The organism is Roseateles sp. (assembly GCF_036404855.1).
Lineage (GTDB): Bacteria > Pseudomonadota > Gammaproteobacteria > Burkholderiales > Burkholderiaceae_C > Pelomonas.
Map to the genome: position 1 here is coordinate 19963 of NZ_DASWYS010000109.1, position 13604 is coordinate 33566.

Annotated in this window: 17 protein-coding genes; all 17 read right to left on the reverse strand. The window is 66.8% G+C overall.

What is annotated here, in order from left to right; translation table 11 throughout:
• Position 1: 1 nt before the first annotated feature.
• The 17 genes from VGF12_RS06990 to VGF12_RS07070 all read right to left on the reverse strand — a co-directional run bounded on the left by VGF12_RS06990 (position 2) and on the right by VGF12_RS07070 (position 13562).
• Positions 2-1516 carry a hypothetical protein gene (locus VGF12_RS06990; RefSeq protein WP_331175319.1) on the reverse strand — a complete coding sequence of 505 codons (1515 nt, stop codon included), beginning with the start codon at positions 1514-1516 and terminating at the stop codon, positions 2-4.
• Positions 1517-1525: 9 nt separating this feature from the next.
• A complete protein-coding gene (locus VGF12_RS06995) occupies positions 1526-2125 on the reverse strand; it encodes a hypothetical protein (protein ID WP_331175320.1) in 600 nt (199 codons plus the stop codon).
• On the reverse strand, positions 2125-2904 hold the full coding sequence (locus VGF12_RS07000; protein WP_331175321.1) for a DUF6682 family protein: 780 nt from the start codon (positions 2902-2904) through the stop codon (positions 2125-2127). The genes VGF12_RS06995 and VGF12_RS07000 overlap by 1 nt, the downstream gene beginning before the upstream one ends.
• A gap of 9 nt (positions 2905-2913) precedes the next feature.
• On the reverse strand, positions 2914-3525 hold the full coding sequence (locus tag VGF12_RS07005; protein WP_331175322.1) for a hypothetical protein: 612 nt from the start codon (positions 3523-3525) through the stop codon (positions 2914-2916).
• Positions 3526-3594: 69 nt separating this feature from the next.
• A complete protein-coding gene (locus VGF12_RS07010) occupies positions 3595-4044 on the reverse strand; it encodes a hypothetical protein (protein WP_331175323.1) in 450 nt (149 codons plus the stop codon).
• 57 nt (positions 4045-4101) lie between these two features.
• Positions 4102-5415, reverse strand: a complete 1314-nt coding sequence (locus tag VGF12_RS07015) for a DUF4043 family protein (RefSeq protein ID WP_331175324.1) — start codon at positions 5413-5415, stop codon at positions 4102-4104.
• Positions 5416-5434: 19 nt separating this feature from the next.
• Positions 5435-6487, reverse strand: coding sequence for a hypothetical protein (locus VGF12_RS07020; protein WP_331175325.1), 1053 nt, complete (start codon positions 6485-6487; stop codon positions 5435-5437).
• A gap of 121 nt (positions 6488-6608) precedes the next feature.
• The gene (locus VGF12_RS07025) at positions 6609-8699 is read right to left on the reverse strand and encodes a hypothetical protein (protein ID WP_331175326.1); all 2091 of its coding nucleotides are present in this window, start codon (positions 8697-8699) and stop codon (positions 6609-6611) included.
• Between the two features lie 9 nt (positions 8700-8708).
• Positions 8709-10259, reverse strand: a complete 1551-nt coding sequence (locus VGF12_RS07030) for a terminase (RefSeq protein WP_331175327.1) — start codon at positions 10257-10259, stop codon at positions 8709-8711.
• Entirely contained in the window at positions 10234-10752 is a 519-nt protein-coding gene (locus VGF12_RS07035) for a DUF2280 domain-containing protein (protein WP_331175328.1), read from the reverse strand. Before VGF12_RS07035 ends, VGF12_RS07030 begins: the two co-directional genes overlap by 26 nt.
• A 33-nt stretch (positions 10753-10785) precedes the next feature.
• Entirely contained in the window at positions 10786-11385 is a 600-nt protein-coding gene (locus VGF12_RS07040; RefSeq protein ID WP_331175369.1) for a putative metallopeptidase, read from the reverse strand.
• Between the two features lie 32 nt (positions 11386-11417).
• A complete protein-coding gene (locus VGF12_RS07045) occupies positions 11418-11600 on the reverse strand; it encodes a hypothetical protein (protein WP_331175329.1) in 183 nt (60 codons plus the stop codon).
• A 5-nt stretch (positions 11601-11605) separates the two neighbouring features.
• Positions 11606-11848 carry a hypothetical protein gene (locus tag VGF12_RS07050; RefSeq protein WP_331175330.1) on the reverse strand — a complete coding sequence of 81 codons (243 nt, stop codon included), beginning with the start codon at positions 11846-11848 and terminating at the stop codon, positions 11606-11608.
• A complete protein-coding gene (locus VGF12_RS07055) occupies positions 11845-12195 on the reverse strand; it encodes a hypothetical protein (protein WP_331175331.1) in 351 nt (116 codons plus the stop codon). Before VGF12_RS07055 ends, VGF12_RS07050 begins: the two co-directional genes overlap by 4 nt.
• The gene (locus tag VGF12_RS07060; protein WP_331175332.1) at positions 12192-12728 is read right to left on the reverse strand and encodes a DUF2514 family protein; all 537 of its coding nucleotides are present in this window, start codon (positions 12726-12728) and stop codon (positions 12192-12194) included. Before VGF12_RS07060 ends, VGF12_RS07055 begins: the two co-directional genes overlap by 4 nt.
• Positions 12712-13221, reverse strand: coding sequence for a hypothetical protein (locus VGF12_RS07065; RefSeq protein WP_331175333.1), 510 nt, complete (start codon positions 13219-13221; stop codon positions 12712-12714). Before VGF12_RS07065 ends, VGF12_RS07060 begins: the two co-directional genes overlap by 17 nt.
• Positions 13218-13562 (reverse strand): hypothetical protein, encoded by a 345-nt coding sequence (locus tag VGF12_RS07070; RefSeq protein WP_331175334.1) that lies wholly within the window; start codon positions 13560-13562, stop codon positions 13218-13220. The genes VGF12_RS07065 and VGF12_RS07070 overlap by 4 nt, the downstream gene beginning before the upstream one ends.
• Positions 13563-13604 lie beyond the last annotated feature (42 nt).

Consider the following 13604-nt stretch of genomic DNA (forward strand, 5'->3'; position numbering starts at 1 on the left):
GTCAGCTCAATGCCTTGGTGACGCCATCCCAGAAGCCATCAGCGTTGAGCACGAGGGAGCCACCGAAGGAGTTGGCGCCGGCAGCCAGCCTCGCGGACCCCGACGCCAACGACACGACGATCTTGTTCTCGGAGGTCCAGAAGACGTTGAAGAGCACGCCGACGACGCCGGCAACGCCGACATCCGACAGCCAGCCGACCCGGAACCAGTTGCGCAGATCAGGTGACGACCACACGTCGTAGCCGCGGACTCCACCCGGAACGCTGCTGTCCCACATGCTGATCCACAGCGCACCGCCGCCAGGAATGGCGATACCGATCAATGGGTCTCGGCCGGGCGACATGTCAGCATCGCGTCCCTTTGTGGCCACCAGCGGACCGGTTCTGGAAACAGCGGTCGCCGGCCAGAACGCCTTCGCGCCTGATCGATCCGTCAGATAGGCACCAATGTCCCCTCCGAAAACCAAGTCCCCGGCACGGTAGTTGTCGGTGAGTGCGTCCAACCTGCTGAGTGCGTGCCAGCCGGCGAACTTGTTGAAGTCGGGCATCGCGGTGTTGGCCGGAGGGGCAGCGGCGGAGCCGTCCCAGCGGATGATTCCGGATGTCGGGTCGTCGCCGAACAGGAAGTACACGAAGCCAGTCGCCGGATCCTGCACCACGCCGTGGCCGTGCCTCACCTGACGATTCGCACCGTCGGTGTTGAACTCGAGGAAGATGGCCCAGGTCTTGCCAAGGTCAGTCGAGCGCCACACACGGCATTGGTCATTGGCCCCGCCCTGCACACGGCCGCCCGCCACGTTGTATTCGCTGAGGAACAGTACGGTGTTGCCCGCGATGGTGGCGATGCAGATGCTGCGGTCATGCAGGATGCGGATATCGGCCGTCTGTGCTCCACCCTTGTTACCGATGTCGAGAACTGCACAGCCGTTGTCGAACGCGGCGGCGTTGTTCCCTACGGTGAGCGTGGCAGCCGTGATCGCGCCGGCAGCGACCTTGCCGTAATAGAGGAATGCGCGACCGGACGTTGCCCCTCCATTGGAATTGACGGTGAACAGGAGGTTTCCATCGGGCAGCGCCCAGGCTCCCGTCAACGTGCCATTCGTGATCGTCGCGCCCGCGCTGGTCTTCAGCACCGAGGCAAGCGTCGCGTTCTGGCCAACCGGGACCAAGTTGGACAACGGCCCGGACGCCAGGAACAGCTTCGAGCCGTAGAAGCCCACCGACTCGGGCAAGGCCGCGGTCCCAATGTAGTTGCCATTCGGCAGCTGGTTGAACAACGTCTGTTGAAGGGCTGCTTCCACCGCAACGGTGCGCACCTCGCTTGCTGCTGCACGACCTGCAGGCGTGACCAAGGGAGAGGGCTGAGCGTCAGCAGAGTTGGCATAGTCCAACGAGGCGACCATGGCCGCGCCGTTCCAGTGATAGCGCGTGAACGGTGGGCGGTCCAGCACGTAGTCCACGTCGGGATTGCCAGGCATGCGGAGGACTTGCTCCGGGCTGATTCGTTGGAGGTTCATGTGGCCCTTTCAAGCAGGCTTGACACGCAGGCGGCGAGCCACCTGCTTGCGGTTGACAGAATGCGAGGCGGCCACCCGGGTGATCGCCTCGCGGAACTTGGTTTCGTGGAACACGGCGGCGGCGCCGTCAGCCCAGGGCTTGTTGGCCATGGCCAGCAGGCGCGCGAGGCAGCCGTGAGTGAGGGCCTCGCTGTGGCTGCGCCAGACCCAGTCGGCGACCTGGATGGCCTCGGGCCCGACGGACAAGATGCGGATGAGGCGCAGGTTCACCGCGGCCGGCGGTGTGGGCGTCAGCGTCAGCTCGCCGGACGGTTCCTTGAAGGTGAGCCGCCAGTCGGTCGGGCCGAGGTCGCGTAACGCCGGGTCGTTGTAGTACGTGACATGCACGTCCTCGCCCTCGATGGAAGCCTCCACCACGTCGACCACCTGGCTGAGCATGTCCGCCAGCGCGGGCACAGTGCCGTCCGTCGCGATGACGTCGTCACCCAGCATGCAGCGCGTCTCGGTCAGGAACTCCGCGCAGGCGTTGCGCATGGCGGCGGCGGCCTCGGCCTCGGGGCAGGCCTTGACCTGGCCGAGCACGCCCTTGAGCATGTTCAGGAAATCCATCACGCACCCCCTGCCACGTCTGCGAACGGCAGCTGCTTCAGGTTCGGGTTCACGCCAGTGAGCACTGAGGCCTGCGCGTTGATCGAGCTGATGAACAGCCCGGTGTGCGTCTGCGCCTTGGGGAGGTTGACGTTGTTCTTGCTCCCCTTGAGCAGCGCCACCGCCACGACGTAGTTCTGCAGGTCCTCGACGAACAGGTCATCGATGCCCAGCAGCTCGTTGGACCCGCCGCCGAACCGGTAGGCCTCAGCTCCGGGCTCGCCGCCAGCCGGGATGCGGCGGGGCGCGGCCAGCCAGGAGATTTCCACCCAGACCGGCGTGACGGCGTGCACCCCGGGGCTGACGTAGAAGACCTTCGGCAACTGCTTGTCGAAGACGTACTCCCGCACGACCGCCTCGGCCTTCGTGTGCCAGTCAGGGTCCAGGGCGTCGAGCGTCTCGCTCTCCACCAGGCGAACCACCCGGCCGGGCGTCGAGCCGTTCGTGCCCATGTACCGCACCACGTCCAGCAATGCGATGCCGATGGTGTCGACTGCGACAGTGCCGTCGCCGGGCACGATGTGGGCTGCCAGGACCTTGCTGATGTCCTGGCGCGTGCCCGGCTTCAGGCGGATCGCATCGACGCGCGAGCCGGCCTGCGGGAGGTACTTGGCGATGGCCATCTGGCCGTAGTTCGCGTAGTTCACCAGCTCGATTTCGGTCCAGCGGCTGAACTGGGGCGCGATGTCCTGCAGCGTCGTCGACACGCTGCGCAGGAACGTGCGGACCAGAGTGGTCATCGCCATGGCTTAGGCCCCGCCTTCCAGCAGCTCGATGAGCTTCGCCTTGGTCTGGTTGCCCTTGACCTCGACACCCTTGTCGGCGAGCGCTGCACGCAGCTGCGCGGCCGTCATGGCGCTGTAGTCGGGCTTCTCAGCTTCCGTCGCCTTGGCGGCCGGGTCCTTCTTCGCCTGCTCATCGGCCGCTTCCGTGCGGGCGGCCTCGATCAGCGATTCGATGCGCGCCTTGCGGTCGGCCTCGTCGAGCGCGTTCCACTCGTCGACCGTCAGGCCGCTGGCCTCGTGCGCCGCCGACACCACGACGCCGAGCTGGATCTCGGTGCCGGCGACTTCGATGAGCGCAGGGAGGTCCGCGCCGTAGAGGACGGTCGAAGCCTTGACCGTCGAGGGGCTGGGAGGAGGCGTCGCAACCACAGGGGTCGGCGACGGCGCGCTGCTGAGGGATGGAGTGGCCTCGCCAGCGGCCAGGCGCCACACGCCGGTGTGCTGCGCGAGCTTCGGCCACGCTGCCAGAGGCACCGACTGAACGTCACCCTCCCCACGCCAGACCGCGCCCGTGTGGGCGACGTTGTCTTCCTTGATCGGCTTGGCGCCGATGTACTCAACTTGAACGAGTTCCATGCTGGTCCTTCGTCTGCGGAATGAAAAAGCGGGGCCGAAGCCCCGCTCACGTCAGGTCACAGACCCGGATCAGGCGACGCCGAGGATGCGGCCCTCGCCGATGGCCCAGATGGACGTCGCGCCCGGCAGGCCAGCCGCGCTCACCGTCGGCTTGAGCACGATCTGCACCGGCTCGTTGAACGTGATGGGCTCGAACGGGATGTCGACCCAACCGTTCTGCGCGGCCTGGAAGGCCGTGCTGGCAGCGAGGAAGTAGGTCGGCGCGGCGGCGAGCTTCTGCTCAGCGTGAACCGAGCGGTAGCCCAGGTTCACGGCCAGCACGGCGCCCGTGTCCAGGTCACCCGCGCGGTACTTGAGCCCGTGCAGACGCACGCCGGCCGGCACGTCCAAGACGATCACCTCGTCGTTGGTCGTGAGGCTCGCGCCGATGGCCACCTTGTTATCTTCCTGCCAGGCATTGCCGCTCTCGCTGGAGGTCTGGCGCGGAGCGGTGTTTTGAGGACCCTTAAAAGTCGTCATGTCGATTCCTTGAAGTTGGACGAGGAAGGGCCAGGCTGTGCGCCCGGCCCCGCCCGATCAGTTGCCGATGGACTTGACGGCTGCGTCGATCACGATGGCGCCGTGGTCGGTCCACTCGAATTGGCCGTTCTGGTCCTTGAAGCGGAAGCGCAGCTTGGTTTCGCCGCCCATCCACTGGCCCATGGCCTCGTACTTCTCGCCGTAGTCGAAGGCGCGTTCCTTGAAGGCCGCGTTCACACCAGACGACTCATTTGCGCCGATCAGCTGCGCGAAGGCCTGCGAGCCCATGAAGATCGACCGTGTGACCCGGTAGCCGGCCGTCAGCGCCGCATTGACCTGCTGCGCGGTCTCCGTCGGCATGCTGTTGGACGCGCCCGTGTACCGGTTGGCGTTGGTGATGATCTGCGTGAAGTCACCCGGGTTGAAGAAGATCGAGTGCTCCATCTTCTTCAGCAGGATGTTGTTCCACATGTACATCTCGCCGCGGAACAGCGGGTGGATGTTGGCGCCCATCAACTTGGCGCGCTCCAGGGCGTTGACCTGCCAGGTGCGGATGTTGTGGCCGGCGGTCTGGTCCTTCAGCAGCTGGTTCCAGCCCTGCGGGTCCAGATACAGCACGCCCTTGATGGGCTCGTCGTCGGCCGCCGGGTCGCCCGGCAGCTTGATCGGCTGCACCTTGAACGTGATGCTGTCCAGGTACTCGGCCAGCGCATCGATGTGGCCCAACTTCCAGCCGTCCGTGCTGTCGATGTTGGCGAGCTGCTGGCCGCCCTGGATCAGCTCGTTGCCGTCGATGACCAGGTGCCGGTTGTAGCTGGGGGCCAGCACCGGGTTGATCATGATCTCGGAGAAGTCCGGATCGTCGGCCGTGGGGACGTGCCAGTCGACGGTGTTCTGCGAGCCACGGGCGCCCGCGATGTGGGTCAGCGCGCGCTGCCACAGCAGTCGGGGGAAGTAGCCCATCAGCTGGGCCATGGCCACCGAACGCAGGCGGTGCGCGGTGCGCTTCTGCGTCATCTTGGCGCCCGGGTAGACCACCATCGACGCGTTGTCGATGCGGGCCTCCATCGACGACAGGCCGATGGGCACGCCCTTGCCCTCGCGCATGCGGTCACCCATGATCGGCTTGCCGGTCAGGATGTCGACGGCGTCGATGGTCACCTTGTCGCCAGCACCTTGTGCCAGGTCGCGGACCATGATGCCGGGCATGCCGGGGTTGGACTGTTGCTTGAGCGTCGCTTCGGCACCAGCCTGCTGCGGGGCCTGGCCCACCAGCTTGGTCAGGTTGGTGGGCTTGCGCAGGCCGAGGGCGGCCAGCGCTACCGACTCCTTCTTGACGGCAATGGCCGAATCCTTGGAGATGGTCGTCATGTCAAACCTTTCGGATCAATCAGAAATAGATCCCGGCCATCTCCATCAGCTGCTTCTCGCTCATCCCCTCGGTCGATGCGAGGAGGTCGGCAGAGGTCTTGCTGCTGATGGCGTCCTCGGCCGACTGCGGGGTGGAGCCGCCGAGGTCCGAGAGCGATGGCATGGGGGCTGCCTTTGCGGCGGGCAGCGCGGGGGCTGCCGCCGGTGCAGGCGAGGCCGCGGGAGCGGCCGGGGTCGGTGCGGGTGCCGCGGACGGACGCTGAATGCCGAACTCGGCGGCCACCATCCGTTCGACCTTGTCGAAGCGCTGGGCATAGGTGAGCCCGGCGCTATTGGGGTCGTTCTTCAGGAGGCCATCGATGGCGCGAGCACGGTCCCATTCGGGGCCGCCATCGCTCATCCACTTTGAGATGAGCGGTGCGCCGGCAATGGCTGCGTCGAACGCCTCTTCGTCGCTCTCGGGCTCGGCACGCGGCGCGGTGGCCGGTGTCGGTGCAGCCGCTGCAGGGGCCGGCGCCGTGGCGGCGGTCTGCAGCTTCTCCTGGGTCGCCATCACGACCTTGACCAGCTTGGACAGGCTCGGGTAGTCCTGCTCCAGTTCGGCCAGTTCTTGAGGCGTCAGGGTCTCGGGAGCCGACGAGGCGCGGGCGGCCAGGTCGGGATTGCCGGCGGCGTTCAGCTGTCGCTGCGCTTCCTCCAGCTGTGCACGCAGGCTCGTGTTCTCCTCGCGCGCATGGCGCTCGGACTCACGCGTCTGCTTCAGCACAGCGTAGGGAATCACGCGCTTGCCGTCTGCGGTTGCTACGCCGTCAACGTGCTCCGCGTCGCTCGTTGCAGGTGCAGCTGCGGGCGCTTCGCTGCTTTGCGCCGGAGCCGGAGCGGCAGCGGGTGCAGCCGCCGGAGCGGTTGCGGGTGCTGCTGCGGCGGCCGTGGCGCTATCGCCCTTGTCCTGCTCGTCCTCGTCACCTTCCTCGATGCCGATCCCCAGGCCCTCATAAAGCGCGGGGTCGGACCAGTCAACGGTGTCAGGGTTCAGCGCGTCGATGCGCGCTTGGAGGTTTGCGGTGCTCATGGATGGCTTCTTCCTCGTGTCGGAGAGGTCCGAAATGACGAAGCCCACCTCAGGGGTGGGCTTCAGGGGTGCCGGCTGCTACACCATCCGCAGGGCCGGCGCCCGCGGAGGCGAATCGGTGTCAGGCCGCTTCGGCGAGCGCTGCCTGGATGCGAGCGTCTTCGTCGGCTTGGGGGTCAAACTGCGGCTCTTGAGCAGGCTGGGCGGCCTGCGCCAGATCAATCTGCGTCAGCGCTCCTTCGCGCTGGGCCTTGGCCGCTGTGAGCGCGGCGTCAGCTTCCTTCTTGGCGACGTCGGCCGTCGCTCCGCGCATCTGCAGCTCCTGGCCGGCCTGGGCCAGGGCCTCTTGCTGCTGCTTGGCCAACTGCTCGGCTGCGGGGTCCTGGTCGACCTCGGCCTCCTCGCCGGGCTCGGGCACGCCGTACTTTTGGCGCAGCCACTTCGCATAGAGGTGGCGGTTCTCCAGGTTCGTCGACTCGATGTAGGCGGGCAGCAGCACGCCGCGGGCGATGGGATCGTTGCCGGCGGCGGCCAGCGCGTTGCCGAGTTCGGCCTGCGTCTGAGCGCGGAACGCCGGCGTGCTGGGCACATCGCCCAGGCCGATGCGGGTTGGCGCGTCCTGGACGTGGTTGACCGGGATGCCCTCGGGCGTGAAGGTGTTCAACACGATGACGCGGGCCTTCTTGCCAGCGCCGACCTCGACCTGCAGTTCTGGCTGGCTGAGGTCCTCGACGATCAGATCGGCCAACGCATCGCCCACGGCCGTGCGGGCGTAGCGGTAGTTGTCGTTCGTCTCGCCCAGGCTGGTGATGGACTGCTCCACCAGGCTATTCAGCGCGGTGCCGCTGCGCACGCCGTCGGCGCCGGAGCCCAGCAACGCCGAGTAGATGCCCGGCACATCCTGGATCAGCTGCTTGGCGTCTTGCATCACCATGACCTGCTCGTTGCTCAGCTGCAGGTTCTGCTCGACGCGCAGCGCGTCCTTGTTCTTGCGGTCCTTGTTCATGACAAAGAAGCCGTCGGGGCGCATCACCTCCAGCGCCAGGTCGCGCAGGGTGTTGAACTTGGGGTCCATCGCGTCGCTGTCGACGTAGGTCTGCTTGGCCTTGAGCAGCCAGCGCAGGCGCGAGCGGCGCTCGTTGTATTCGTCCTGCGGGTCGATCATCCCGGCCACCAGGCCGTAGGGCGTGCCCTTCTCGTCGTCGCGGTAGCAGAAGAACGGAATGAGCGGGTACTTGCGTAGCTTCGTCTCCACGTCGAAGAGCCGGAAGGGACCGCAGAACAGGGCCCGGCGGATCTTGTAGCTAGGTCCCTTCACAAGCTGCGCCTTGCCGCGCTGCAGCAGGGCCAGATGCAGCGGGTTGCGCTCGTTGAACAGCACGCGGCGCGTGCCGGCGACCAGCGCAACCACGATCTTCGGCACCCTGTAGTGGATGTCGTAGAAGCGCACGCGTCGCCGCAGAGCGTTGTCGAGCCACTCCTCCTGCTGGCGGCTGTAGCTGCTGCGGATGTCGTGGAGGTCGTCAAACCGTTCCGATGCGAGGATGGTCTGTTGCATGGCGTCGGTAAACACGCCGCTATGGCAACCCAGCTCGAACACGTCGCGGAACTGCGGAAACCACAACACGGCCTCGTCCAGGTCCACCCACTGCTGGCGGCACACCCAACGCTTGGTGTTGATGTCGGGATCACGGCCGCGCCAGTCCCACCACACCTCGTTGCGGTGCACGCAGTTGACCCGATACGGGTATGCGAGAACGTCCGGGCTACGCGAGACCTCGACCCATCCGATGCCAGGCACGAGCTGGCTGCGGTAGGCGTCGGAGATGGCCAGGTCGGCGAAGCTCTCCCGCTGCGCCTCCTTCAGGCGCTCGCTCAACACCTCGGCCACATCCGTGAACGCGCCGGCATCGGCGTTGGCTCGCCAATCAGTTCGAGCCTTCGCCTCGTTCCCCAGTGCGCCGTTCACCGTGCGTGCGATGAGGTTCACGATGGTGCTGGGCTCTCCAGTCTCCTCGTGCTGGGCCAGCTTGGCGGCGCTGAGCTGCTTGCCGTCCATGTATGACGCAGCCTTGTCGGCGAGGTTGCGCCATTCGGGTTGATTGGCGCAGTCCTCGACCAGGCGCTCCAGGGCGTGCAGGTCCATCCCATCGCCCATAGCGCGGTCGCGGTCGGGGCGTGACGGCTGCAGATTGGTCGTGCCAGCTTGCATGTGCGTTTCTCAGGAATAGCGAGGGCGGTTGCGGAACGCTTCCGCCTCTGCTGTCATGCCTGGCGGCGGAATGCCGTCGGCGAAGGTCATGGCGACAGCGTCGCCCTTGTCTGGGGAGCGCCCCAGCACCTCGCGGATCTCGTCCTTGTCGCGCACCTGGATGCCAGCCTCTTGGCCCATCTGCACGACCTTGTAGCGAACGGCGCAGAGATCGCCGAGCAGCTCCTTGTCGTCGGGCAGCGCGATCTGAACCTCGTTCGTCGGGTCCAGCGCCTCACGCAGGCGCCAGTACATCTCGGCGCGCACGTTCTTGAAGCGCAGGTTGCCGGTCTTGTCGATGCGCTTGCTGCCGGCCGATCCAACGACGGGGAACACCGTCAGATTCAGGCCGACCAGGAAATCCAGCGCCGCAGCGCCTACGCCAATGCTGTCGATGGCGATGGGCGCGCCATTGCGCAACAACGGTGCCGCGAAGCCGGCCGCCTTCGGCCCGTCGTTCGTCACGATGCCGGGCGCGGTCACCATCTCGTCGAACCAGTCACCATGCCGGCGGGCAGCTGACGACTTGTCGATGCCACCGCGGGCCGGGTCAAAGCCTAGGCACGTCATCGGCCCCTTGCTGTCCCTGGGCTTCCAGCGCGCCATGGCGGCCTTGACCCACTCGGTGGGGATCAACTGCCACACCGGATCGGTGCGGCCGGCCTGGAAGTCGCCGCGCAGCATCTGCGAGCGCAGGGGCTCGGGCAGCGCGCGCAGCGTGTCCTTGTAGCCAGTGAGGCTCAGGAACAGGTTGTCGTCGACCGACGAGCTGATGAACGTTCGGCTCTTGGGCTTGACCATGTCGTCGCCCACCATCACCAGGCTGCCGCTGGGAACCTCTTGGTCTTCGCCCTTCTCGTTGGTGATGTACCAGCGCAGCTCGCCAGACTTGGCCGGGTTCGGGTGCTGCGGGTCCAGCCAGGGCGCCCAGAAGCGCACGACCCACTCGCCATCGGCATCCGTCGGCGGGTTGCCGGCGCACACCACGCGCTGGCGGATATTCGGGTTGTCCGTCCGCATCCAGCCGATCAGCGTCCGGAACTGGCTCTCCAGGAAGTGGGTGATCTCGTCGAAGGCCTTCAGGTCGTGCGGCCGACCTTGGTACTTCATCCAGTCGTCCGGCAGCTTGACCGAACCCAGCTCCATCACCCGGTCGCCAGGCAACCGCCACACGCCCGTCGTGCTGTTGTAGCCCTGGCGCGTGCCCAGGATCTTGGTCATGCGCTCTTCGATGCCGATGAGCTGCACGGCCTCGCGGCGGAAGATGATGCTGTGCTCCTGTGCCGTGAGGCAGAGGCCCAGCAGCAGGTCGGTCTTGCCGCCGCCGGCCGCGCCACCGTAGAACACGATGTCGGCCTCGGACTCGAAGGCCATCGTCTGCGGTCCGACCTGCGGCATCCACACAGGCATGCCGTCGAACAGCAGAGCGTCCAGCTCCTCCCGTTCCTCGGGTGTGAGGTTCGGGAGTAGCTTGGCGATCTCCTTCGGCGTCAGGTCAGGGCTTGTCGGCCGGAGCTTCACTGGCTGCGCCCTTGGCCTTGTGGATCAGCGCAGCAAGCCGGCTGGCCCGCTCCGCATCGGTCACCCGTAGCGCGTGCTTGTGCTGGATGGGCCCTCCGTCCTTGCCCGTGTGCTCCAGCTTCTGACGGTTGGTGAACGCGCCGCCGTCTTCCTTGGCGGCCTGCTCCAGCAGTTGCATCACCATGGCCGTGTTCCCGTTCTTCGCAGCGGTGACCAACGCTTGGTCCAGCACCCGAAGACGGTAGGCCTTGTGTGAGATTGCAATGTCGCTGGTGTCGGCCAGGAACTTGGCGCGCGTTGCTTCGAAAACGTCCTTCAGGTCCTTGCTCAGGCGTGCGCCAGAGGCGGATTTCGGGTTGTAGATAGCCAGCTGCGGCAGGCTCACCGTGACGTTGAAAGCCTGTTTAACGGCCTTCTGCACGTCCGTGGGCGTCTCAAAGCACGCCAGCCGCTCGACGATGAAGACCTTGACGGCGCCGTTCAGAGCAGCCATATCGATGCGTCCAACTTAAACGCGACTCAACGCTCACGCAACGCGGCGCAAGCAAGTGCCGCACGCTGCGGCCATGGCAACTCGGCTGACCTCGGGCGCCTTGTTGGCCGCTGCCACCAGACGCGAAATCGAGCCCTCAGGACCCCCCACGCCGTAGCGACGAACCACACCGACGAACTCCTCGACGTCGTGGCCACGGATGGCGATCTTGGGGGTCCCGTCCTTCTTCCACTCCGGGCCGAACGCGCCTTCGACCTGGGCGATGTGATACAGCTCGTGCTCCACCAGCGCGCAGAACTCGGCGTCCTCGCATTGGCGGCAGTAGCTCGCGTCCAGCGTGATGAGGTAGTCCGGGATGCGACCGAACCACTCGACCATCTGGCTGACCTGGCGGCCTTTCTGCCAGCCACCAGCGCGGAAGGTCACTTCCTCGGCCGTGCCGGCGACTTGGCGGCCCGCCTTGGTGAAGCCCTGCGAGGCCCACATGAACTCAAGGTCCGCGTGGTTGAGGTGCTTGTGCTCCGGGTTGTGGAGCGGGCCGTCCTCGGCCAGGATGTTCTTCTGCACCCACGCGAGCAGCTCGGGCGCGGGGCGGAAGGCGATGTCCTGTTGCTCCAGGTCCTGCGGCGGCATGGGCCGGGCGAGGCCTGGGGTGCGGCGCTTGCTCACTTCTGGACCGGGAGGCGTGCGGCAGCGCGATCCCACCAGCGCTCGTAGGCCTGGTTGTCGCAGGCGTGCTGGCGAGCTGCGCGGACCTTCGGCGCGATGGCGACGACCCAGCGGAAGGGGTTGCCGTCCTTCTTGGCGTCGAAGACGGGCAGCGGCGCGTGGCGGAGCATGTCGGCCATAGCGATCAGCGCGGGCGCTGCACCAGGTTGGCGGTGAAGGTCAGGCTGGAGACGGCGGTGCCCTCGTGCAACTGGCTGCCGAGGTTCACCGAGACGTCGAGCGCATCGTCGTCGGGCAGGCTGTCGATCTGCGACGCGATCACGCCCTGGGCTTCGCTCAGCTGGTTGGTCATGCGCTCGATCTCGACGGCGAGCGCCTTCTTGGCGGCTACCTTGGAAGGCGCCAGGATGTTCACGGAGTAGCTCATTGGGATTCCTTCAAGGGCGGTTCGTTGAGGCCAGGGAGGACCAGCGGCGTGTGCCGGAAGGTCTCGGTGCACACCCAGATGTAGTGATGGTTTCGCTCCATCAGCGCGTACAAGACACCGTGGTCAGCGCGGAGCTGCCGTGCCAAGCCCTTCCACTGGCGAACGGTGACCTCGCCTCCGTCGGTGCGGCTTGCCGCATGTAGGTACGCCAGCTTGGCCCCCAGCAACTCGGCCTGAGCCATGGCGACAGGCTTGACGCGGTCCGCATAGGCCTGATCCTTGTCAGGGCCCGGCAGCAGCCGCACCGTCACGCTGGTGGGCTGGCAGTGCCAGTTGGCCGCAGTCATGGCTCAGGCGTCAGCGCGTCAAAGGTGCGCTCGCAGAGGAGCCCGGCGCGCCCGCGGACTTCGGCGGCTGTTGCAGCCTGCTCCGCAAAGTCGTCAAGCGCGCCGACCAGCTCGGAGAGTTGTCGGATACGTCCTTCGGCTGCCGTGCAGCGGCTGGCAGCGGCTGCATCTCGCGCACGATCAGCGAGGGAGGTGGCGAGGTCTTCGGCATAGCGCTGCAGCTGGCCAGCACTGCCGCGCAAACGATCAGCGTCAGCCTGTGCAGCTTGCCGGGCGAGGAGTTCAGCATCCAGAGCCTCCTGGCGGGTTTTGGCAATGCGGGCGCCCTTCTGGGCTTCAAGCTGGACCAACTCGCGTGTCTGGCGCTCCAGGGTCTCCCGGTACACGCCGAACTCGGTAGCCAGAGCCGCCTTCTCGAGCTGCTGCTGCTGGACCTGGGCCCACTGGTAGCCGGCGAAAGCAAGCGCGGCGATGACGAGCAGGGCCGCGATGTGCGGCACGGCGCCCGCCAGGCGCTCAGACACGGATGGCATCGAGGGCGGCCTGATAGTTCGCCGGCCAACGGCTCGGGTGCGGCTTGCCTGGGCGCCAGCAGCGCTGGTAGTAGCCCCAAGCGCCCTGCTCATCGCCCAGCGCCGGCAGCGGCTTCGGGTCGGTCAGCAGCAGCAGGCGGCCGAAGGCGAACGCGAGCACGTCGTCACGGCTCAGCTCGCCCCAGACCACCGAGGCGGTCGACGCCGGCACCCGACGGGCCGAACAGACCTGCAGCGCGAGCGTCTTGCTGGCCGCGTGGTTGAGCACGCCGCGGACGCCGCCGCCAAGCTCGAACTGCAGCAGCCCTCGCGCGGGCCCCTGCCCTCCCCCGGCGACGACCTGCACGCGATCCTTGAGGCCGCTCTCCTGGAGGCCGATGGCCAGCAGCGTCACGCGGGCTTCGAGGCTGTCGAGCTTCGCCGGCAGCAGCGCCAAGGCCTGGGCCAGCGCGCCTGCGTTGAAGGCCTTGCAGAGGTCGACGGCCGCCGTCATGGCTCGCCCTTCAGCAGACGCCGGACCTTGTCGGCTGTCACCAGCGGCTGCTTCTTGAAGCGCTTCGCGAGGACTGCCACGCCACCTGCCAGGAAGTAGCCCAGCGCCCCCAGCGCGCCGTCGACAGCCCTGCCGGTGGCGTGCGGGATCCATTGCTGGATGACGCCCAGTGCGACGTCGCCGAACAGGTGCGAGAAGGCGAAAGCCACGAAGAACCGCGCGAAGAGCTCGCCGCGAGTCTTGGGCATGTCGACGGCAATCATGATGCTGGCGCCGAGACCGGCGGGCAGCAACTTGGACAGCGCGATGCCGGCGACGGCGCCGCTTGCAGGTTCACTCATCGGGAGGTCTTTCATGGGCGCCGCCGGTTGAAGGTGGACGCC